Raw genomic sequence first — 20815 nt, 5'->3', positions numbered from 1 at the left:
TAGATGGATTCTACCCGAAGAGTCAACTAAGGTCGCATCATGACCGACGGCGAGCTCAAGCCCGCACAGCGTGCGAGGCTACATTATCTGGACCAATGCCTCTCCTGGCTGGGGCAGGCGAACAGGCGCGATCTGATCGAGCGGTTCGGCATATCTAACGCGCAGGCGGCGGTCGACTTTCGAATCTACATGGAGCGCGTGCGCGCGCCCGCACCGTCCTATGACCCTGTTCGCAAAACCTATGTCGCGGACCGGGCGCATCGCGGGCTTGAAGATACGGCCGAGCCACCTTCGCTTGAGGCGATTTACGTACAGGCTCACCAGGATTTTGCGCGGCTTCCCGGACCGACCCGGCAATGTCCGGCACCGGTGATGCGCGAGCTCAATCAGGCGATCGAACGACGCTGCTTCGTTGAGATCGACTATGTGTCGATGTCATCCGGCCGCCGCGATCGCCAGTGGATCGCGCCCGCGCATATCGCGAGCGACGGCGAGCGATTGCATGTCCGGGCCTGGAGCCCAGATCGCAACGAGTGGCGCGACTTCCTCCCCGTGCGGGTGTCGGACGGCAGCAGTTTCAATAAGCGCCCGATCGAGGAGACGCTACCGCCGGACGAAGACTGGAACATGATTGTGGAGGTTCGCTTGCGGCCCAGAGCGGATTTGACTGCGGAGCAGAAGCGGGCGGTTCGGCTCGAATATGGCTTCGAGGGCAACGATATTCGCTTCGAGACGCGGCGAGCGCTCGAATTCTACATTGAGCGGCGTTGGGGGCTTGATCGTCCCGGCGCCCGTCTCGAGCGGTATTGACGGCGCGATGGGCGGCAACGTCACCATCGATCCCCGCGAGCGGGCTACTCCGGTCGATGATCCCGCGATCATCGAAGCGCGTAGCCTGCGCACCGGACGGCTGCTCGACGCCAAGCGCCTGATCGGCTCTTTCGATTATGCCGCAGCCATTCGCCTGAGGGGCGTCCTGAAGAACGCGGCCAGTCGTGGGCGGCCGCGTCTGGTCTGCCCGATGTGCGGCGTCACGCTGTTTCTGGCGAGCAGCATGCGCAAGAATTTTTACCTCCGGCACCGTTCGGAGGACGGGTCCTGTCCGGCCGTCACCCATAGCGGTCTGACCGAGGCGGAGATGCGCGCCATGAAATATCGGGGCGCACAGGAGAGCGACGCACACCTGAGCACCAAAGATCTGTTGGTGCGCAGCCTCGCGGCCGACCCCAGTTTCTCCGATGTGCGCGTTGAGGTGACCTGGCGCGCAAGCGAGGGGCTGGTTGGACTGCGGCGTCCCGACGTGTCGGCCCGGCGTGGCGATCTTCGAGCCGCGTTCGAGGTGCAGCTCAGCACGACCTTCCTCGATGTGGTGCTTGGGCGAAAGCGCTTCTACCGCGACGAGGGCGCAGCGCTCGTTTGGATCCTGCCGAGTTTCGACCCTAACTACCGGCGAATGACGACCGATGACATCCTGTTCGGCAACAATTCCAACATCCTTGTCGTCGACGAAGCGACGGTCGCGGCGTCCATCGCGGCGAACCATCTGATCTTGCGCGTGTGGCACCGGCAGCCGCGGATCGATGGCGAGCATATCGTCGATGACTGGTTCGAGCGCCTTGTTGCGTGGAGCGACCTGCTCATCGATGTCGATCGCCAGACCGTCTGTGCGTTCGATTTTGCCGCGGCCGAGAGCGCGGCCATTTCCGAGCTTGGACGGCTGCGGGAACAGCAGAAGGCTGCAAGAGAGGCGAAGTGGCGCGCCGACGCGGAAGCGGCCGAGGGCGATCTCCGGGCGGAAATATTCGAGTGGGCATTGGGCGAGGATTATGTCGTCGACCCGGTCGCCTACCATCGTCGCTGGGCCGAGCTGAATTATGATCTCGTCGCTTATTGCGCAGATCTTCTGGGGCCTGCCACGGACCTGCGCGTGCCCATCCGGATGGTGAAGATCATCGAGACCGCAAGAACCGGAAAGCCCGTTGGCTTCAGATACGATACCCTCGTCGAGGTGGCGCATCACCTGTTCCATCAGCGCCCGGAATTGCTCATGGGCTTCGGCTTTTTGCTGCGCGCGTACGGGCATCACCATCTTCTCGCCGAGCAGGATGCCAGCGGAAAATGGGCGGGCAAGGTCGCCGCCCATCGTGAAGCGATGCGACGCGAACCGCGCTTCCAGCTGGCGGAAGACCAGCAGCGTCTTTTCGACTTTCTTTCAGAGGATCTTTGCCGGAAACGGGCGGCGGGGGAGGGTGGCAAATGACGATGGAATAACAGCTTTGTGTTCGACTTCGTCGAGCCAAGCGCTCTGGCGCCCGGCGAACGGGCCGTGTTCGGCCAGGCGCAGGCGATCGTCGATCTCGTGGGCGGATTACCGGCCCGCGTGCAGGCGGTTCGGGTCAGCAACACGATGCGCGTCGACTTCGATACCGGGAGCGATGCTCTCGGCCTGTGGGATGGCGCGACCAATTCAATCGTGATCCGACGCGATCAGCTGTCTTCCATACCGGCCTCCCCGGGTCACTTCTCAGCAGCAATCAACAGCGGGATACCTCATTCGTCGTCGCCCCCATCCGCGATCATGCTTTTTTAGCAGACGATTTTCGAGTGTGAGGTCGGCCACGCATTCCTTCAGGGCGCGGGCCTCACGGCGCAGATCCTGCACCTCGCCAGTGGTCGCGGCACGGGCGGTGTCGCCGGCCAGGCGGCGCTTGCCAGCTTCCATGAACTCTTTCGACCAGGTGTAATACAGGCTCCGCGCGATGCCTTCCTTGCGGCACAGCTCGGCAATGCTGTCCTCGCCGCGCAGACCTTCCAGCACGATGCGGATCTTGTCTTCGGCCGAGAAATGGGGCCGGGTCTGCCGCCGGATATCCTTCACCACCTGCTCCGCAGGGGCCTTTGTCGGCGATTTTCTCAAGGAGGGTTTGGGCTTCATCTTATGGGATGGACGCCTCCCGCAAGCGGGCCGAGCATGTTGCCACAGCGACCGGGAAGAGGAGTTCATCACATGCAAATGCTAGCGATCGATTTGGGCAAGCAGTCTTTTCACATCTACGGGATCACTTGCGAAGGTGAGGTAATCTCGCGGAAGGTTAGCAGGGCAAAGCTGGTCGATGCGGTGACCAGATTGCAACCGCAGTCGGTCGCGATGGAAGCCTGCGCCAGTTCACACCACTGGGGCCGCGTCTTCGAGGCGCTGAGTTATGCCGTTCGCCTGATCCATCCGCGTTTCGTCAAGCCATTCGTGAAGGGATCGAAGAATGATGCGGTTGATGCCGAAGCCATTTTCGAAGCTGCCAACAGGCCAACCATGCGGTTCGTGCCGCTGAAGAGCGTCGAACAGCAGGATCTGCAAGCTCTGCACCGAACGCGTGACAGACTGATCGTGCAGCGCACCGCGTTGATCAATCACACTCGTGGTCTTTTGGCCGAGTATGGCGTCGTCATGCCGGCAGGTGCGTCCCGGTTCCGGCTGCAGGTCGACAAGATGATCGAAATTGCCGAACTATCGCACTTGGCGAAGGACCTGTTCCTGAAGCTCGTCGAGGAGTATCGCGACTTGGATGCCAGAGTATCCACTCTGGATGACATGCTGGTTGATATCTGCCGGAGAGACGATCGTTGCAAACGTCTGACTACGCTGCCGGGGGTAGGACCGATTGTCGCAACCTCCCTCATCGCCGCAATTGACGATGGCCGACACTTCGCATCCGGCCGAGCCCTTTCTGCCTGGATTGGACTGGTTCCGCGACAATACACGACCGGCGGAAAGCCAAGGCTCGGTGGTATCGGGAACAGAGCCAATCATTACCTGAGGCGCCAGCTGATACATGGTGCACGGTCTGCGTTGCTGCGGATCGCCAAGCATGACGACCGGCGTTCAAAATGGGCGCAGGAACTGCAATCAAGGGCAGGCCACAACAAGACACTCGTCGCCATGGCAAACAAGACTGCTCGCATGGCCTGGGCGATGTTGCGAAGCGGCGAAAGTTACAAAATGGCGTGACCGTTCGGGCAGCGGGCCGCAATCTGATCAGAGGTTACAAATGCGAGGTGAAGACTTGATGGTGTAACGGCACGGACCGCCGCTTCACAGCCTGTAAGGAACGATGGCCCTCGAGGCCGCTCATCTTAAAAGGCACTGAACCGCGCGGATTCCCATCATGGCCAGGGGCGAAAACACCTCAATCAACAGGCCGGATAGATTCACGCATCCAATGCCGGAGCAACATCGAGAAACTACCTTGCGCGGGAGGCGTCCATAGATTCGTTCCTTCGTCACTATGACGAAGCCCCAAACCCTTCTTAAATCACAACCTCAAATCTGTGCCATTGGTGCTGACGGCGGACACGGGCATGAGCCGGTCGAGAAAGGCCTCACCGATGCCGTACCGCGTGGTGAGACGCCGCAGGGCGGTGATCTCATAAGGCGCATAATAATAGATGCGGGTCTCGGGATAAGCCGTGAGGCGATCACGAAAGAAGGTAAGCAGCCGCTCGAGCGCCTGCGCTTCGGCCGCATGGTCATGGGCCCAGAAGGCATGGAAATTGCCATCCGCCCACACGCCGTGCAGATATTCAAGGCCTCCCTCATAGTGGGGGTCGCCCTCGATATCATCGAAGAGATCGCCAGCCTGCCGCCGAGGCAGCAGGTCAAAGCCTTTGCCTGGCTGTTCGGCCCGCAATTCAAAGGCGGGTTCGCTCGTTTTGCGCGCGTGCTGCAATCTTGCCTGGCCGACAAGTTTCTCCACCGTCGCCGTCGCAACGCCGCGCACGGGTCCGTCAGGCGAGTCCGTCCACACCTTGCAGCGCGCGATCTATTCCGGACCGATCGGCGCGCGGCATGGCCGCACGCCCGAGCAAATGGCCGCGATATCATCAGGTCTGACATTGCTTACCAAATTTATCATGACGTGGAACGCCACCCGGATCGGTGAGATTCGAGCGCGAATGCCGAACATCTTTCCGGATCATCACATCATGCACATCGCCCCCAACGCGCACGAGCATATCAACACAAAGGGCATCATCAGCATTGACGTCTCACCACACCGGGATCGGCTCCTGGGCGGGAAACCGCCAGCGACCGGGATCAGGAGCGTAATATGAAAACATCCGTGGTGCGGAATATCAAACACTTACGGGAACGAAGGCGGAGTTATACGAACAATTTCAACGAGTTGCTTAGCGGCGCTTTTGCACCGCCATCACGAGAACCCCTGATCGGCGGCCACTGCGAAGCCGCCGCGTGCCGGCAGCACCGTCGCCAGGGCCACGGTCGCGCACAGAACCAGAATAAGCGGATCGAATGCTCTGCGCAGGCGGGCGATTATCGCGCAACGATCGGAAAAGCATGCTGCTTATGCCGGCGCGCTACCGCAATCGGGCTGTCGCTTCACCCAGCCGTCACCCGCCGCGCCGTTAGCCGCCGAGCACACTGCCCCCCGATCGGCGCCGGCAGCCCGACCGTTCGAGTGACGCCAATCAACAGGCGCTTGCGCCGCCATCGATCGCGAAATCGGCGCCGGTCACCCATCCCGATTCGTCACTGGCCAGGAAAAGAGCGCAATAGGCAATGTCTTCCGGCTCGCCGACCTGCCCATCGAGCAACAACTTGGCCGACATCGCTGCGAGCCACTCCGGGCTTTTCATCAGATCGATGGTGGCCCCAGTCCGGACCAGTCCCGGAGAAATGCTGTTTGCGCGGATCTTGTGCGGTCCGCCTTCGACGGCAATCTGGCGAGTCATCGCAATGACACCGCCCTTGCCGGTGGCATGGCCGATCGCCGGCAGAACCTTGATGCCGACTTTGCCCGAGATCGATCCGCAGTTGATGATCGACCCGCCCCCTCGCGCCTTGAGGTGCGGCCAGGCCGCCTTGACCAGATTGAACACGATATCGAGTTCGCCGCGCATGGTGGTGGCCCACATGTCGCTCGTCATGTGTTCGATCCACGCCATCTCGACTTCGGCGGCGTTGTTGTAGACCACGTCGATGCCGCCATACTGGTCGAGGGCGAAGCGCACCAAGCGCTCAGCCTGATCGGGAGCGACCGGATTGCACGGCGCGAGCGCGGAAATCTCGCCGCCCGCATTACGAATGTCGGCGACGACCGCCCCGCAGCTTGCCTCGGATATGTCACAGCCGACGACCTGGGCGCCTTGGGCGGCGAACAGCTTGGCCGCCGCTCGGCCCATGCCGCTGCCGATACCGGTAATGATCGCGACCTTGTCAGCCAATCTGGACATTAGGGCATTCCCTTCGGATGGTTGCAGAAGCTTGCGCCAGGTGCGGGGGCGATCGCCGCACGCTTCAGATTCGCTGGATGCAATCGATCAGCTGCGTGCGGGTGAGCGACTCCAGCGCGCCTCCCGGCCGCCACGCTTCCAGCGCGGCGCGCGCCTGACGCGAGGCCTCGGGCGTGGCAAAGCAGAATTCTTCGACCAGATTGCAGCGCAGCAGGGCCGGCGTCTGCGGTTCACGAGAACAATTGCGAATTGTCTACGAACACGTCGTATTCCCAGATCTTTCCATCCCGAAGACGCCAGACCGAGCATGCGGGACAGGATAGCTTGAATCCGTCCTTTCTCTCGTAATGCACCGTCGCCTTGGAGGCGACGTCGTTATCGCTGGCAATCACCAGACCGACATCATGCCGCAACGACGATAGAAACGATGTGAACTGGTTCGCCCCAGCTTCGAATGCATCGCATCCGTGAGCCGCGGGCATATTGGCAAACCGGAATACACAATCTTCCGTCAAGAACGGTCTCAGACGGGAAAAGTCCATCGTATCCACGGCGGAGAACACTTCCCTCGCGAACGTATCGCAATCAACCATAACCCTCTCCACAAGCAATATTTATTTATGACTTTGGAACACTAGCCGTGCAGCTTTCGTGCAATCAGGGCGACGTGCCGGCCCTGGCCTTCGGCAATCGCGACCTCGGCTTTCGTCATCGGCTTGCGATGATCGGCACCGCACAGGTAACCGGCCCCGAGAGGACTGCCGCCGCGGGGTTCCGATACGTCCGACAGAGCCTCCACCGAGTAAGGCACGCCGCAAATGATCATGCCGTGATGCAAGAGCGTGGTGTGGAACGAGGTAATCGTCGTCTCGTTGCCCGATCCGGTACTCGTGCTCGTGAAAACGCTGCCGATCTTCCCGACCAGACCATGCGCCAGCCACAACTGACCGGTCTGATCGAGGAAGCTGCGCATCTGCGAAGCCATGTTGCCGAAGCGCGTCGGCGTTCCGAAGATTATCGCGTCATACTGGCTCAGTTCATCGACAGAGGCGACCGGGACGTCGTCTTCGAACGCGGCGCCGATCTGCTCCAGCGCCGACCGCTCCATGATCTCCGGAACGCGCTTGATGACAACCTCGACTCCATCGACCGAGTTCGCACCATCGGCCACCTTTCGCGCCAGTGCAGAGATGTGGCCGTACATCGAATAATACAGAATAAGTATTTTGGTCATAGCTGATCCATCGTCATTTTAACTGGTTCGCCAGCGCGCGTGGGCACGCCAACGTCTGCCCACGGGCCGACAACCTTTGCGCCATCGAGCGGCCGATGCGATCGCTCATGCCGGGCCGGCCGGCGATAGGTAACAGCGCGAAGCAGCAGCGCATGGCGACGCGTCGGCATACCACCACGCCCATCGCATCGCCCGCCTCGACCATCGCTCACCCGCTCTTGGAGTAAGTCACTGCACCCGGCAGTCAGCCGGCGCCGCCAGTGCCAATACCATTCTATGTCGAACGATATGAGATCGAATGAAATTGGTCAAGTGCCTTTCATTCGCTAGGCAGAGCGGCGACGCGCTACTGCCCGGGGCCCTTTACCACGGCTTGCAGTACCGCATTCAACAGGCGGTCGAGCTGTTCCCGGGGCTCGCCGATTTCCATCATCTGGATCAGGGCCCAAGAACCGGCATACATGATGATCGCCTCGTCGTGGGCATTGAGGTCGGAACGGATCGCCCCTTCGGCTTGGCCGCGGGCGATCACCGCAGCCATGCCGGCGATCATGCAATTGTAATGGCGCAGATAGCGCGGCCAGGTTTCGTCATGAACCAGGACGCTCCATTCGCGCAGTATGCGGGCATAGTCAGGGTGCGTCTCGAGCGTGTCGGTGAGCGCCGTGGTTATGTCGCGCAGGGCCTGGTCGGCGGGCTTGGCCGTAGCGGCGGCCCGCGCCATGGTCGTCTGGTAGAATGCCTCCACCTCGCCGAGGACAGCGTTGACGAGGGCTTCGCGCGTTTTGAAGTAGTTGAAGACCGCCGGCACGGAAACTTCGGCCTTTTCCGCGATAGCAGCGTGATTGGCCGTAGCGAACCCCTGCCGGGCGAATATCTTGATCGCGCAGTCGAGTAGCTGTTTGCGGCGCTTTTCGGGTGAGAGGCGCGCAGCCCGCTTTGTTGTGCTCCGGAGCTCCCTGTTAAGCCTTGCCCATTTTATGTCCGCTTCGACTCCGGCCAGCCATGCCCCGCGACAGCGGCCCTATGGCCTCCGCACAGCCTGATTGCAAACGTCGCTTGGCCGCAGAAGTCCGCACGCTTCCCGCTATTGATAAAGGGATCAATATAGCATAGCAAGCGCTCTGACGCCGCACGATTCGGTCGAACAGAACGCGACCAAGCGGGCGACGAGGCGTCGGATCTTCGGTTTGCCAATGCCTACACCAGCCAAGCGAGCCTGACGGGAGTTGGAAGAAAATGCCTCATATCCAAGTGACTACCCGCGATGGGGAGATACGCGAACTCGACGTCGCAGCCTCCGGGTTCCTGATGGAAGCCCTTCGCGACGCCAATATCGACGGCGTCGAGGCGATGTGCGGCGGATGCTGCTCCTGCGCGACCTGCCACGTCTACATCGACGCTGCTCCCGCCGGGACCCTGCCGCCGGTCTCCTCCGACGAGGAGATGCTGCTTTCCGGCCTGGTCTCGACCCCCGGACGGTCGCGGCTCTCCTGCCAAATACCGGTCACGGCCGAACTGGATGGCCTTAAGCTCACGATCCCGCCGGACTCCTGAGCGCCTAGGCTGTCTGCGCACGCGCGCCGACGCCGTCCTTCCTTCCCAATTCGAAAATGAGCGGGAATCCGAACATGAACCCTCAGACACTGCCGGTCTTTCCAGACCTCGACATCTTTTCGCCCGAATATGCCTGCAACCGCGAAAAATACGCAGCCCGCGCCCTTAGGGACTATCCGCTGCACTTCTATAAGCCGCTGAATTTGTGGATCGTCAGCAAGCACAAGGATGTGCGCTCGGCCTTGTTCACTCCGCAGGTCTTTTCTTCTGTCGCGTGGGGCCTGCTCCCCCCGCCCGATGATATCGCGCCGCGCGTGCCGGACCTTTACACCGACGTGCATCTGCCCTCGATGGACCCGCCGGAGCACACCAAGCTCAGGGTTCCCGCCCAGCAAGCCCTCCTCCCCGGTCGGCTGGTGGGTATGGACGAGGTCGTTCGCCGGATCGCCAACGAACTTATCGATACCTTCATCGACAAGGGCGAATGCGATCTCCTCCACGATTTCAGCTACAAACTTGCGCTCTACGTGATCGTCGATCTGCTCGGGATCCCCAAGGAACGGGCGGAAGATTATCATCGCTGGTCCAACTGCTTCTTCCAGCTGTTCACCCCTAAGGTACCGGAGCGCGCCGACGCAGGATTCTTCGTGCCGATGCCGGAAGAGGTACTGCGGCAGAACTGGGAAGGCCTGGCGGAGGCGAACGACTACCTGCGCGAAGTCGTCGAGAACCTTGATCGCAATCCCGGCAACAACATGCTGTCAAACCTGTTGCAGCTGCGCGAACCGGACGGCTCACGCACGATCACGATCAGCGCCAATGTTCGCGACGCACTGGACTTCGGGGCGGCTGGTCATGACACCACGGCAACGCTGATCGCGCACCTCACCTATTTCGTGCTGACCACGCCGGACCTCAAGGACACTCTTACCGAGGATCCGTCGCTGATCCCCGCGGCGATTTCCGAAACGCTGCGCCGTCGCGGTTCGGCCGACGGGCTGTTCCGGCGAACGCTGTCGGATGTAGAACTATGCGGCCAGAAAATCGAATCCGGATCGATCGTCTACCTCGATCTCACCGCTGCAAATCTTGACCCCGATGTATTCCCCGAACCTGAGACGTTTCGCCTGAACCGCGACAATATCAAGGAAATGGTCTCTTTCGGCTACGGTCGTCACGTCTGCGTAGGACAGTACCTGTCCCGTATCGAAGCAAAAGCGGCCTACGAAGAACTGATGCGCCGTATTCCCAACATGCGTCTCGCTGATGGTTTCAAGCTGGAATACATGCCTTCGGTGATGAACACGGTTCTCAAGGGGCTTCCGCTGGTCTGGGACAAAAACTGAGCCGGGCTTTCAAGTACCTGAGCAGATGATCTCAGGTTTCTTTTGATAACGATAGGAACAGCACGTGGACAAATCTCTAGCGGACAAGGTTATCATCGTCACCGGCGCGGGTGGCGGGATCGGCAGGGAAAGTTGCCGGGTATTCGCAGCGGCCGGCGCCCGGCTGGTGCTTGCAGACATCGGCGAACAGGGCCTGCGCGAGACACTCGAAGCGATCAAGAACGACGGCTTCGACGCCGAAACGATCACGGTTGACGTCGGCTCGGAAGACTCCGTGCGGAACATGGTCGAGCAGACGGTCGCCCGTCATGGTCGCCTCGACGGGGCCTTCAACAATGCCGCCGTGGAACAGATCGGCAAGATCCTGACGGATATCACGCTTGCCGAATGGGAACGGACCATCAAAGTCGATCTGACCGGCGTGTTCCTGTGCCTCAAGTACCAGATCCCGGCGATGCTCAAGAACGGCGGCGGCTCCATCGTCAACACCTCCTCGGGCGTCGCCTCCGCGGCTATTCCTTACTGTGCGGAATATGTTTCGGCGAAATCGGGCGTGGTCGGTCTCACCCGAGCGGCGGCGGTCGATTACGGCAGCATGGGCATCCGCGTGAACGCCATTCTGCCGGGCATCATCCGCACGCCGATGGTTCAACGCCTGCTCGACGACCCGCAGTTCGCGGTGATGTTCGAGCGCCTGCGCGAACGCCACGTCATCGGACGCTTTGGCGAATCCAGCGAAGTGGGTGAAGCGGCCAAGTGGCTGTTGTCTGACGCCTCATCGTTCGTGCACGGCGCCTCGATCACTGTGGACGGCGGGATCGGCGCGAACGGCGCGTAACAACTCGCCGGAAGAATGCCGCTGCGCGAACCGCGCCGGGTCCGCCGGTAGCGCCCGCGCAGGAAGGCTGGAACTTCATCGGCCGGGGGACAGCTCCCGCCGATGAAGCAACTGCCAGACTCGCGCACTTCGGCACGACGTCACAACCATTTGACTCACCAGGCCATAATGGTACGAAAGTACCAAAAGAGGGGCCGCGATATTCGAGCGACGAGTTCGACCGCGGCTGCGGCCAGGCCCGAACACGGCCGGCCGAAATCGTGGGAGAGAGACATGCGAATCCATCTAGCCAGACCGGCCGGGCCTACACGGCAGACGCGAACAGCCGCATCTGCCCGGCGCGCGAAGAAGGAGCGCTGTCGTGCTGCATACCAGTTCTGACACCGCCCTGGACTCGGCAGCGCAAGGTCCCGAAACCTTGACGATCGGCCATTGGGTATTCCTGTCGCTGTGCTTCGTCATCATGATGTTCGACGGCTTCGACGTGCAGGTCATCGGACCGACCGCTCCGTTCATGGCCAAGTCGCATGGGATCGCCATCAGCACCTTCGGACTGGTGCTTGGCGCAGGTCACCTCGGCGCGATTGTCGGAGCCTTCGGCCTCGGCCTGATCGCTGACCGGACAGGCAGGAAGCGCACGCTGGTGGTGGCGACCATCGTGTTCGGCGTCGCCACGATAGCGATCGTGCTCCCGTTCATATCATCTGTCTCCGCGCTCGCGGGCGTTCGCTTCGTCAGCGGGATCGCGCTCGGCGGAATCGCTCCGATCGTGCTCGCGATGGCTGCCCAAGTCACGCCGCAGCGGATCCACGGACGCGTGCTGGCGACGCTGTGGCTTGGCCTGCCGGCGGGCGGCGTAGCCTGTGGCCTGCTTGGCGCGCTCACGCTGCCGGACTGGAAGTCGCTCTACATGATCGGTGGCCTTCCCCCAACCCTGATCGCGATCTTGCTGATCTGGCTGGTCCCGCCTTCGCAGAGTCTGGCCGCCTCCTCTGCACCCGCGCCCGCCCGAGTGCAAGCGCCGGCCCTCGCCGCGGCTGCGCCTCGTCCTCGGGTTCTGGCCCCGGGGCGCAGGGCGTCCACGCTGATCTTGTGGATCTTGTTCTTCGTAGAATTCGTCCAGATGATCTTCGTGGTATCGTGGTCTCCCACGCTATTGGATTTGGCGGGTGCCAGCCCAAGCCAGGTCGGCTCGGCATTGCTGCTGTTCAACCTCGGTAGCATGACCGGTATAACTGTGGGCGGTGTGCTTGTTGACCGGATATCCCATTATCGCGTGATGATCGGATGTTCCGTGGCGATCATGCTGTCCCTGTTCCTCCTCGGGATGTTCACCCACTACCCGTTCGCGTTCTTCGCCATCGGGCTGGTACTTTTTGGGGCAAGCAGCGGCGTCGGCAATTCCGCGGTGCTGGCCTTGGCTGCTGCGGCCTATCCACCGGATATCCGCGCCACGGCGATCGGCTGGGCCTACTGTTTTGCACGCCTCGGATCGACCGTCGCGGCATCGCTGGGGGGATATCTTTACGCCGCGGGTTGGTCGGCCGCATCGCTTTATTATCTGATCGGTTCGCTCGGTATCGCTCTGCTGCTCGGCGCCATGCTCATTGCGCGGTTCGTCCGTCCATCCGCGCAAGGCGCGGGCGAACGATTAGAGCATGGCGGTTGAAGGGCATTGGCGGTCGCCAACTGCGCGCCCGGCTGCGGGATCGGGTCCGGGCGAGTGCGCCGCAGCCATTCCCTACAGCACCGAGGAATAATGCAACAGTCCAGCGGAACGCAGGCCGGTGCCGAAACTCGGTGCGCGCAACGTCCGCGCCGGCCTTATCACCCCTAGCGAACTTGCTGGCGCGCCCGCCGATCAATCGGCCTTGCGGGACTCGTCCAGCAGTAGATCGATCATGTCGCGGGTATGACTGGGCAACACCTCAAGATTTCGCACGCAGATGATGATCTCGCGGGCGGCCGTCTTGTCGGCCAGCGGAATGATGCGCAGGTTGCGGCCGCGAACATGGTAGCGTCCGGCCCGCTCGGACAGCACGCCGATCCCCAGATTTGATTCGACCATGTGGCACAGCGTATCATAGCTTCCCGCCCGCACCCGGATGCGAAGCCTTCGATTGAGCGCACACGCGGCCTGCCGCATGAATTCCTGGATAACGGTGTGCTCGGCACATCCGACCAGTTCATATTCCAGCGCATCTGCAAAATAGACTTCGCCCCGCGCCGCCAGCGGATGGTCCGTGGGCGTAACCAGAACGAACCGATCGTCGAGATAGGGCAGAACCTGGAGATCCTCGGTTCTGATCGGCGCGCCAAGAATGCCGATCTCGGCCGTTCCGTCGCTGACCGCGCGCACGCAGTTGCTCGCGACTAGTTCGATCAGATCGACCCTGATTTCCGGGTGCCGCTCCAGATAGGTCTTCAGGATGTGCGGAAAGCGGTCCAATATCGCCGGCGGACTGGCCACCACGCGGATATGCCCTTTGATCCCTTCGGCATAGTCCCTCAGGTCCGAGCGAAGGCTCGCCATCTGCTCGATCATCAGCCGGGCATGGTGCAGAAATGCCTGGCCCGACGAGGTAAGCGTCACGCCCTGGCTGCTGCGGTCCAGCAGCTTGACGCCCATGCTTTCCTCGATGTGCTTGATCCGCACGCTGGCGGCCGGTGCGGACAGGAACGTGCGCTCGGCGCCGCCGGTCACGCTGTTGGCTTCAGAGATGTTTATGAACAGCCTGAGGTCGGTGAAATCGACTGGAAGGTTCATCGAAACTCTCGCGCGGGACCTATTCTCGTTCGCGAACGACGGTCTCCCAGACCGAGTTCTCGATCCGCCTTAACTAGAGACTAAGGTGCCATGACGCAAAAAATAATTTCGGGAGATCCGCGGTCCGCATATGACTTTCGTGACAAGTCGATGGGAGATGCGCCAGTTTTCGGCGATCCAGCCGCACAATGCGCGGAACACGTTCAGACTCGTTCACGTAACAGAACACAGTAAATTGGACGTAGCATTCATGTATGACCTATTAGCCGGTGTTCGCGTGCTAGATGTCTCGCTTCTGGCACCCGATATGCTTGCCATGAATTTGGCCGACCTTGGGGCCGACGTAATCAAGATCGAGGCCCCGCCCTACGGGGATCACGCCCGGGTTATCCCAGGCCGCATCCGCGAAGGCGCCCCCAGTTCGAACCACCTGCGGTGGAACAGAGGCAAGCGCAGCCTGCTGCTCAATCTCAAGAACGCGCAGGGCGTGCAGATATTCCTCGAGCTGGCGAAGAAGGCCGACGTCGTGGTCGAAGGGCTGCGCGCCGGCACCATGGCCCGGTTCGGCGTGGGCTACGACGTGGTGCGCCAAGTCAATCCGAAGATCGTCTTCTGCTCGATCTCCGGAACGGGGCAGACCGGGCCTTACGTGCACCTTGGCATGCACGGCGCCGGGCTGGATTCGATTGCCGGCGGGGTGTCGGTCGCTTTCCGCGAAGATGGGCGCCCGTTCGTGGGCCAGCACATTGCCTTCGGCACGCGGGTCGGCCCGCTCTACGCGGCCTTTGCCGTCGCAGCGGCGCTGGTAAAGGCGGCCCGCACCGGCGAAGGTTCTTATATCGATGTCGCCCAGACCGATGCCGCGGCGTTCGCCGAGGTCGACCGGCAGTTCCATCTGCTCAACACAGGCGTGGAACTGCCCGGAGACCTTTATCGCAATGCCGTGCGTAACCAGTGCTATCGCACGAGGGACAGCAACTACATCCTGTTTCAGGCGTTCGAGCACAAGTTCTGGGTGAACTTCTGCCTAGCCATCGAACGACCGGACCTTGTTGCGCGCGGCGGAGACCAGACCGACGTATCGGCCAATGCGCTGAACATGGCCATGGGCGACGAAGCGCTCAGGGCCGAGCTGGCCGAGATCATGGCGACCCGCACCCAGCGCGAATGGATAGATTTCTTCATCGCCCACAACATTCCCGGCGCGCCAATCAACAGCCTGACCCAGGCCATGGAGGACCCGCACTTCAAGGCCCGCGACAACATCTATGTACAGGAGCACCCCACCGCGGGGCCGATCAGGATGCTCAGCACCCCGATCAAGGTACCGGGGCAGCAGTTCGACGTACGCCCGGCGCCGGATGCCGGCGAGCACACCGACGAAGTGCTCGGTGAGCTGCTCGGGTTCGACGACGCAACCCTGACGCGGCTCAAGGCCGAGCGGGTGATCGGTTCATCGCAGCAACACGCAACGCGAGTGGAATGAATGCACAGCACCGACAACACGGCCGACAGCGCGCAAGACGTGTCCACCTCTGCAATGGGGGAGGTCCTGCTACCGGGGATCCGCGTCTTGGAGGTGGCCACCTTCGCCGCCGGTCCCACCGTGGGAGCGATCCTGTCCGACTTCGGCGCCGACGTGATCCACATCGAGGAACCGCTAAAGGGCGATCCATATCGCGGGATTCTGTCGCAGGCCTGGATCACGAGCGAGGCGGACCTGAAGTTCAACGCCTCGTGGGAGCTGGTGAACCACAACAAGCGCTCCGTGGCGATCTCGCTCAAAACCAAGGAAGGCCGCGCCGTTTTTGCCGCCCTCGTGAAGCAGGCGGATGTATTCGTCACCAATATGCTGCCCGAGCGTCGCCTGCAGCTTGAGATCACCTACGAACAGCTTTGCGCGATGAACGAGCGGCTGATCTACGTGGGAATTTCGGGCTATGGTGAGGAAGGACCGCTCAAGAACCGGCGAGGCTATGATTTCAGCGCATTTTGGGCAAGCTCCGGACTGATGGGCATGTTCGGGGAGACCATGGGCGTCCCGCCAATGTGCCGCCCCGGAATGGGCGATCGTCCGACGGGCCTGGTTGCCGCCGGTGCGGTTGGGTTAGCCCTCTATAATCGCGAACGGACCGGCAAGGGGCAGGCAATTTCGGTTTCGCTGATACACATGGGCATGTGGCAGGCCGGGATGGATATCCAGCGCACGGCCGCACTCGGCGCGCCCGGCCCCTATGAAAGCCGCGAGCAACCGTCCAATCCCTTGTGGAACCCGTACCGCTGTCGCGATGGCCGCTGGCTGCTGCTGGCTCTGTTTGCCGATTACGACTGGCCGACCATCTGCCGGGCGCTCGGACACGAAGAATTGGTGGACGACGCGCGCTTCGCGACGGCCAAGGCGCGCCATGCCAACGTGCGCGAAACCGTGGCGATGCTCGACACGGTTTTTCAGGAGCGCACCCTGGGCGAGTGGGAGCCGCGCCTCGACGCCCACAAACTGGTGTGGGCGCCGGTCCTGCTGCCCGATGAAGTGGTGGCGAGCGAACAGGTTCGGGCGAACGGATACTTCTTCGATGCCGAGCACTCCGACCCTTCCCTTGGCAAGTACCGGCTGCTGCGGTCGCCGCTCTCCTTTTCGCGCACGCCGGCCCGCTTCAGACGCCATGCACCGGCGCTGGGCGAACATACCCGCGAGGTGCTCGGCGAATTGGGTTACGACGCCCAATCCATCGATCGCATCGTCTCGCGGCGAGACGCCAGCGCGCCGCAGGGAGGCGATCGATGACCGGCGTCGGCCAGATCGATCCGGTCACCTTCGAGATAATCCGCCATCGCCTGTGGCGGATCACCGAAGAGCAGGCGAAGATCGTGGTCCGCATGTCGGGCTCTCCGATCACCTACGAAGCCAAGGATTTCTCCACCGGCATCCTCACTGCGGCCGGAGACGGACTGTTCATCAGCACCTATCAGCCGCTGATCGGCGTCACATTGTGTTCGGTGGCGCAGGCGGTGATCGATCAGTTCGGCGCCGACATCGCGCCCGGAGACATGTTCTTCTGCAATGATCCCTGGCTGGGCGGCGTGGGGCACCCGAACGATCAGGCACTGGTCGGTCCGATCCACCATGACGGCCAGATCATAGCCTGGGCCGGCGTGGCCCTCCACGATGGCGATGTCGGTGCGACCGTGCCCGGCGTGCACCCGGCCGCGCCTGACTCGCGACATGAAGGCCCGCTCATCCCGCCGGTTCGCATCATCGAGCGGGGCGTGCTGCGGCGCGACCTTGAACAATGGGCGATGCGCACCGTTCGCGACCCCGCTGCAAACAGCTTGCACCTGCGTTGCCGCATGGCTGCAATTACGAACAGCCAGAAACAGATTGGCGAAATCGTGGAGCAGCACGGCGTCGACACCTATCTCGCCTTTACCGACGCCTACGTCGCCGCCATGTCCAAAGCGCTCAGGGAACGACTGCGCGAACTTCCCGATGGCAGCTGGCAGGAAGAAATCCTCATCGATCACGACGGCGTTTCGCCCAGCGCACTGGCGCGCGTTCACTGTCGGCTCGTCAAGAATGGCGAACGCCTGACGCTCGATTTCCGCGAAACCGATCGGCCCGCCGCAGGGCCCGTCAATTGCGCACCCAAGGGGCTGCATGCATCGGTCTACGCGGCAGTGATGTCGATGCTGTGCTACGATACGGGCTGGTGCCCGGCAGCGCTGGACGAAAGCGTCGAGATCGTCACGCGACCCAACACCATCGTTACCGCCGAATATCCCACCCCTGTCGGCCTGGCCACGGTCGCCGCGATGTCCACCGCCGGCGCGATCGTACGATCGTGCGTTTCCAAGATGTTTGCTTGCTCGCCGGCGTACCGCGATCGCTCGCGCGCCTTTTCCGGGATGGCCGGCACCGGCTCGCTGATCTGGGGAATCGGTCAGGACGGCAAGCCCAAGCAGACCTTGGGATCGTTCGTGCTCAGCCGCGGCGCGGGCGCATATTGCACGATGGATGGCGAGGATGCCGGCGGTTACGCCGGTCTGCCAGCGGCCTCGATCTACAATATCGAAACGGTCGAACAGGCGAATCCAGTGCTGGTCACCCTCTACCGCAAGGAGGCCCCCGAGACGGCCGGAGCTGGCGCGTTCAGAGGCGGTGCGGGAATGGAGATCGCTTTCGCGTTGCGGCCCGGCTTCGACAGACTCCATGTCAACTGGGGGTCGATGGGCTTTCACCATCCTCACACCAAAGGCCTGTTTGGCGGGCTGCCCGGATCGGTGGCTGGCGTTCAGGTGCTGCGCAATTCCGACGTGGCGAAACGGCTGGAGTCCGGCCAGGTCCCTGCGGACCGCAGCGAAATGGGCTTCGACGCAATCGAGCAGGTCGAGGCGAAGACCGTCGACAAACAGCTTGGGTCCGCCGACGTCCTCCTGGCCTGGGTCGAAGGTGGCGGCGGTTATGGCGATCCGCTCGACCGGGATCCGGTGCGGGTGCTTTGCGACACCCGCGCCAGCCGGTGCTCGCTGGATCAGGCCAGGAGCATATATGGCGTGGTATTCGATGCCGATGGCATCGACATCGACATCCCCGCCACGAAACGATTGCGCGAAGATCTGCGCCGTGCCCGCCTGGGCGGAGCCGCCGTCGCGCAGGCTTCAGCTCCGGGCGAAAACGGCGCCGCGGTGGCCATCGGCATGGGACTGGTGATGACACGCTGCGCCGATATCCCGGTGATTGCCTGCGCGCGTTGCCGCCATGTCTATGGCCCCACCGACCGGAATCCGAAACTCGGCGCGGTAAGCAACGCGCTGCCGTTCACGGACGGCAGCAACTACAACCAATATGCGTTCGATCGGGGCGAAGTGGTGCTCAGAGAGTTTGACTGTCCCTCTTGCGGGACCCGGTCGGCCACCGAGTTGCGCAAGACCGGAGAAGGCCTGCTCCACGATTTCGAGTTGTCTGCCGAATCCTGCTCGGCGCTGCTCGAAGGTCGCGCGGCTGCCGCCTCGTAAAGCGCGCTCGACGCATACATTTCTGTTCGGAGAACACAGCATGTACCATGTCGCAGTCGATATTGGCGGAACCTTTACGGACTGCGTGGTGACCAGGGCGGGACGGATCATGGCTGCCACCAAAAGCCCATCCACTCCTGATGAGCCCTCCCAGGGCGTGATCGATGTCCTGGGCGTTGTCGCCGAGCAGCTGGGCATCGCCGTGGGCGAACTGCTGGATGAGACTGAGTTTTTCATTCACGGAAGCACCGTTGCCACCAATGCCATCCTCGAACGCAAGGGGCCGGTGACCGCGTTGCTGACCACCCGTGGGCACGAAGATACCCTCATCGTCGGCCGGGTCGCGCAGCGGGTGGCCGGATTGTCTCCCAGCGACTACATCGACGAATACCGGCTGCGCAAAGCCACGCCGATCGTGCCGCGATCCCGCATAGTCGGGATCAACGAGCGGATCGATGTCGATGGCAAGGTGTTCGCTCCTTTGGACGAGGAACAGGCCTTGGCAGAGGTCGGCAAACTGGTGGATGCCGGCGTGCAGTCGATCGCGATCTGCCTGCTCTGGGCGCCTGCGAATTCCCGCCACGAACGGCGGCTGAAAGATCTGATCGCCCAGCATTTTCCGGGCATTCCCGTCGCCATCTCAGCCGATGTCGCCCCACTGATCGGCGAATATGAACGCACGGTGACAACGGTTCTGACAGCCTTTCTCGGGCCGAAGATCGATGCCTACCTCGACCTGCTGGCAAAGCGGATTCGCGCGCTGGGGTTTCACAGGGAACTGTTGCTGGTCCAAGCGACGGGGGGATTGACGACGTCCGATGGGCTGAAGGCCAGCCCCTTGCTCTTTCTCGATTCCGGGCCGGTCGCCGGCGTATTGGGCCCAGTCGGCCCGAAGCTGTGATTTTAGCCATGTTGAAGAACGAAGATTGAACATGGCGAGCTACCAGGCTCGCTCTTGTCCTCCAATCTCGTAAACATCGGTCTCGATCGAGCACCTGTAGCTCTCTGCGATGTTGAACATCTCTGTCTGGAGAGATGTGATCTCGTCATCGAGGCTGACGCCATCGGCATCCTGATCATAGGCGACGGTCAGCGTGTAATCGCAGTTCCCGGTCTTTTGCATCTGGTAATCCCGCTCCAGCATCGCCTCAATGCGCTCGCGAGCGGGCTTTCTGCCACGACCATGCTTGTTGAAGTTCTCGATGGTCAGATGCAGGGCGATGGTGACAGAAGGCGGCTTTTCCGGCAGCCCGATCCTTGAAGGAATGACGTCAAGCGCCCGATAGACGGTCATCCTTGAGATCTTGAGGTCGCGCGCGACGCTGGCCTTGCTCGCGCCGGCGGTGATCCGGCGTCGGATTTCATCGTCATCGATGTTTTTCTTCCGGCCTTTGTAGACGCCTTCGGCGCGCGCCGCCTCGATCCCGGCGCGCTGCCGGTCCTTGATGAACGTCAGTTCCATGTCCGCGACCATGCCCAGAATGGTGATCACCATCCGCCCCATGCTTCCGGCCGTCGTCACCTCCGGCTCAAGCACCCGCAATGAGGCTCCCTTCTGGTCGAGTTCATGAACCAGATTGAGAACATCGCGTGTGGAGCGACCGAGCCGATCGAGACGCAGGACGACGAGTTCGTCATCGGCGCGCAGGAACTGCATGATCGTCTCAAGCTCCGTGCGTCCAGTGCGCGATGCGCCCGAGCCTGTTTCGGAGCGGACGATTTCACAGCCCGCTGCCTTCAACCGGGCAACCTGGATGTCGAGATCCTGGTCGATGGTGCTGACGCGGGCGTAGCCGACGCGGGTCATGGGC

At 62.0% G+C, this 20815-nt stretch carries 20 protein-coding genes and 1 pseudogene; 12 read left to right on the top strand and 9 right to left on the bottom strand.

Going from position 1 to position 20815, the window contains the following annotated elements; all coding sequences use genetic code 11:
- The first annotated feature begins 39 nt into the window (after nucleotides 1-39).
- Both CAF53_RS26025 and CAF53_RS26020 read left to right on the top strand, forming a co-directional pair.
- A complete protein-coding gene (locus CAF53_RS26025; protein ID WP_100240081.1) occupies nucleotides 40-810 on the top strand; it encodes a WYL domain-containing protein in 771 nt (256 codons plus the stop codon).
- Nucleotides 776-2260 carry a DUF6035 family protein gene (locus CAF53_RS26020; protein ID WP_157801395.1) on the top strand — a complete coding sequence of 495 codons (1485 nt, stop codon included), beginning with the start codon at nucleotides 776-778 and terminating at the stop codon, nucleotides 2258-2260. The genes CAF53_RS26025 and CAF53_RS26020 overlap by 35 nt, the downstream gene beginning before the upstream one ends.
- Nucleotides 2261-2533: 273 nt before the next feature.
- Here CAF53_RS26020 and CAF53_RS26015 read toward each other — a convergent pair.
- Nucleotides 2534-2935 (bottom strand): annotated as a pseudogene (locus CAF53_RS26015) (transposase); the annotation flags it as partial.
- Nucleotides 2936-3007: 72 nt separating this feature from the next.
- Here CAF53_RS26015 and CAF53_RS26010 point away from each other — a divergent pair.
- On the top strand, nucleotides 3008-4006 hold the full coding sequence (locus tag CAF53_RS26010; protein WP_020819418.1) for an IS110 family transposase: 999 nt from the start codon (nucleotides 3008-3010) through the stop codon (nucleotides 4004-4006).
- A 304-nt stretch (nucleotides 4007-4310) separates the two neighbouring features.
- Here the strand turns inward: CAF53_RS26010 and CAF53_RS26005 are convergent, their stop codons facing one another.
- Nucleotides 4311-4775 (bottom strand): ribonuclease H-like domain-containing protein, encoded by a 465-nt coding sequence (locus tag CAF53_RS26005; protein ID WP_242443673.1) that lies wholly within the window; start codon nucleotides 4773-4775, stop codon nucleotides 4311-4313.
- Between the two features lie 28 nt (nucleotides 4776-4803).
- Here CAF53_RS26005 and CAF53_RS26000 point away from each other — a divergent pair, with 28 nt between their 5' ends.
- A complete protein-coding gene (locus tag CAF53_RS26000; protein ID WP_242443672.1) occupies nucleotides 4804-5109 on the top strand; it encodes a transposase in 306 nt (101 codons plus the stop codon).
- A 375-nt stretch (nucleotides 5110-5484) separates the two neighbouring features.
- Here the strand turns inward: CAF53_RS26000 and CAF53_RS25995 are convergent, their stop codons facing one another.
- The 5 genes from CAF53_RS25995 to CAF53_RS25975 form a co-directional block, all read right to left on the bottom strand.
- Complete coding sequence (locus tag CAF53_RS25995) at nucleotides 5485-6249, bottom strand: SDR family NAD(P)-dependent oxidoreductase (RefSeq protein ID WP_100240079.1); 765 nt, start codon at nucleotides 6247-6249, stop codon at nucleotides 5485-5487.
- 230 nt (nucleotides 6250-6479) lie between these two features.
- A complete protein-coding gene (locus CAF53_RS25990) occupies nucleotides 6480-6842 on the bottom strand; it encodes a nuclear transport factor 2 family protein (protein ID WP_100240078.1) in 363 nt (120 codons plus the stop codon).
- 41 nt (nucleotides 6843-6883) lie between these two features.
- Entirely contained in the window at nucleotides 6884-7483 is a 600-nt protein-coding gene (gene wrbA / locus CAF53_RS25985; protein WP_100240077.1) for an NAD(P)H:quinone oxidoreductase, read from the bottom strand.
- A 13-nt stretch (nucleotides 7484-7496) separates the two neighbouring features.
- The gene (locus tag CAF53_RS25980; RefSeq protein WP_100240076.1) at nucleotides 7497-7688 is read right to left on the bottom strand and encodes a hypothetical protein; all 192 of its coding nucleotides are present in this window, start codon (nucleotides 7686-7688) and stop codon (nucleotides 7497-7499) included.
- A gap of 141 nt (nucleotides 7689-7829) precedes the next feature.
- Nucleotides 7830-8465, bottom strand: coding sequence for a TetR/AcrR family transcriptional regulator (locus CAF53_RS25975; protein WP_277949234.1), 636 nt, complete (start codon nucleotides 8463-8465; stop codon nucleotides 7830-7832).
- Nucleotides 8466-8722: 257 nt separating this feature from the next.
- Between CAF53_RS25975 and CAF53_RS25970 the strand changes: the two genes are divergently transcribed.
- The 4 genes from CAF53_RS25970 (at nucleotide 8723) to CAF53_RS25955 (ending at nucleotide 12893) form a co-directional block, all read left to right on the top strand.
- Complete coding sequence (locus tag CAF53_RS25970) at nucleotides 8723-9040, top strand: 2Fe-2S iron-sulfur cluster-binding protein (RefSeq protein WP_022684651.1); 318 nt, start codon at nucleotides 8723-8725, stop codon at nucleotides 9038-9040.
- Nucleotides 9041-9114: 74 nt separating this feature from the next.
- Nucleotides 9115-10386: a cytochrome P450 gene (locus CAF53_RS25965; protein ID WP_157801394.1), complete on the top strand. Its 1272-nt coding sequence runs from the start codon at nucleotides 9115-9117 to the stop codon at nucleotides 10384-10386.
- 64 nt (nucleotides 10387-10450) lie between these two features.
- Entirely contained in the window at nucleotides 10451-11224 is a 774-nt protein-coding gene (locus CAF53_RS25960) for an SDR family oxidoreductase (protein ID WP_100240073.1), read from the top strand.
- Between the two features lie 361 nt (nucleotides 11225-11585).
- On the top strand, nucleotides 11586-12893 hold the full coding sequence (locus tag CAF53_RS25955) for an MFS transporter (RefSeq protein WP_100240072.1): 1308 nt from the start codon (nucleotides 11586-11588) through the stop codon (nucleotides 12891-12893).
- Between the two features lie 192 nt (nucleotides 12894-13085).
- Here CAF53_RS25955 and CAF53_RS25950 read toward each other — a convergent pair whose 3' ends face one another.
- Nucleotides 13086-13991: a LysR substrate-binding domain-containing protein gene (locus CAF53_RS25950; protein ID WP_100240071.1), complete on the bottom strand. Its 906-nt coding sequence runs from the start codon at nucleotides 13989-13991 to the stop codon at nucleotides 13086-13088.
- Nucleotides 13992-14241: 250 nt separating this feature from the next.
- Here CAF53_RS25950 and CAF53_RS25945 point away from each other — a divergent pair, with 250 nt between their 5' ends.
- Genes CAF53_RS25945 through CAF53_RS25930 form a run of 4 tightly spaced genes read left to right on the top strand, consistent with a single transcriptional unit; the run spans nucleotide 14242 to nucleotide 19905 of the window.
- The gene (locus CAF53_RS25945) at nucleotides 14242-15477 is read left to right on the top strand and encodes a CaiB/BaiF CoA-transferase family protein (protein WP_157801393.1); all 1236 of its coding nucleotides are present in this window, start codon (nucleotides 14242-14244) and stop codon (nucleotides 15475-15477) included.
- A complete protein-coding gene (locus CAF53_RS25940; protein WP_100240069.1) occupies nucleotides 15478-16776 on the top strand; it encodes a CoA transferase in 1299 nt (432 codons plus the stop codon).
- Nucleotides 16773-19004, top strand: a complete 2232-nt coding sequence (locus CAF53_RS25935) for a hydantoinase B/oxoprolinase family protein (RefSeq protein WP_100240068.1) — start codon at nucleotides 16773-16775, stop codon at nucleotides 19002-19004. The genes CAF53_RS25940 and CAF53_RS25935 overlap by 4 nt, the downstream gene beginning before the upstream one ends.
- A 40-nt stretch (nucleotides 19005-19044) precedes the next feature.
- Nucleotides 19045-19905 (top strand): hydantoinase/oxoprolinase N-terminal domain-containing protein, encoded by an 861-nt coding sequence (locus CAF53_RS25930; protein WP_197707584.1) that lies wholly within the window; start codon nucleotides 19045-19047, stop codon nucleotides 19903-19905.
- Between the two features lie 39 nt (nucleotides 19906-19944).
- Here the strand turns inward: CAF53_RS25930 and CAF53_RS25925 are convergent, their stop codons facing one another.
- Nucleotides 19945-20811, bottom strand: a complete 867-nt coding sequence (locus tag CAF53_RS25925; RefSeq protein ID WP_100240066.1) for a recombinase family protein — start codon at nucleotides 20809-20811, stop codon at nucleotides 19945-19947.
- Nucleotides 20812-20815: the final 4 nt, after the last annotated feature.

It is taken from the genome of Sphingobium sp. LB126 (assembly GCF_002795205.1).
In the GTDB taxonomy this organism is placed as follows: domain Bacteria; phylum Pseudomonadota; class Alphaproteobacteria; order Sphingomonadales; family Sphingomonadaceae; genus Sphingobium; species Sphingobium chungbukense.
This window is presented reverse-complemented; position numbering and strand designations above follow the sequence as displayed.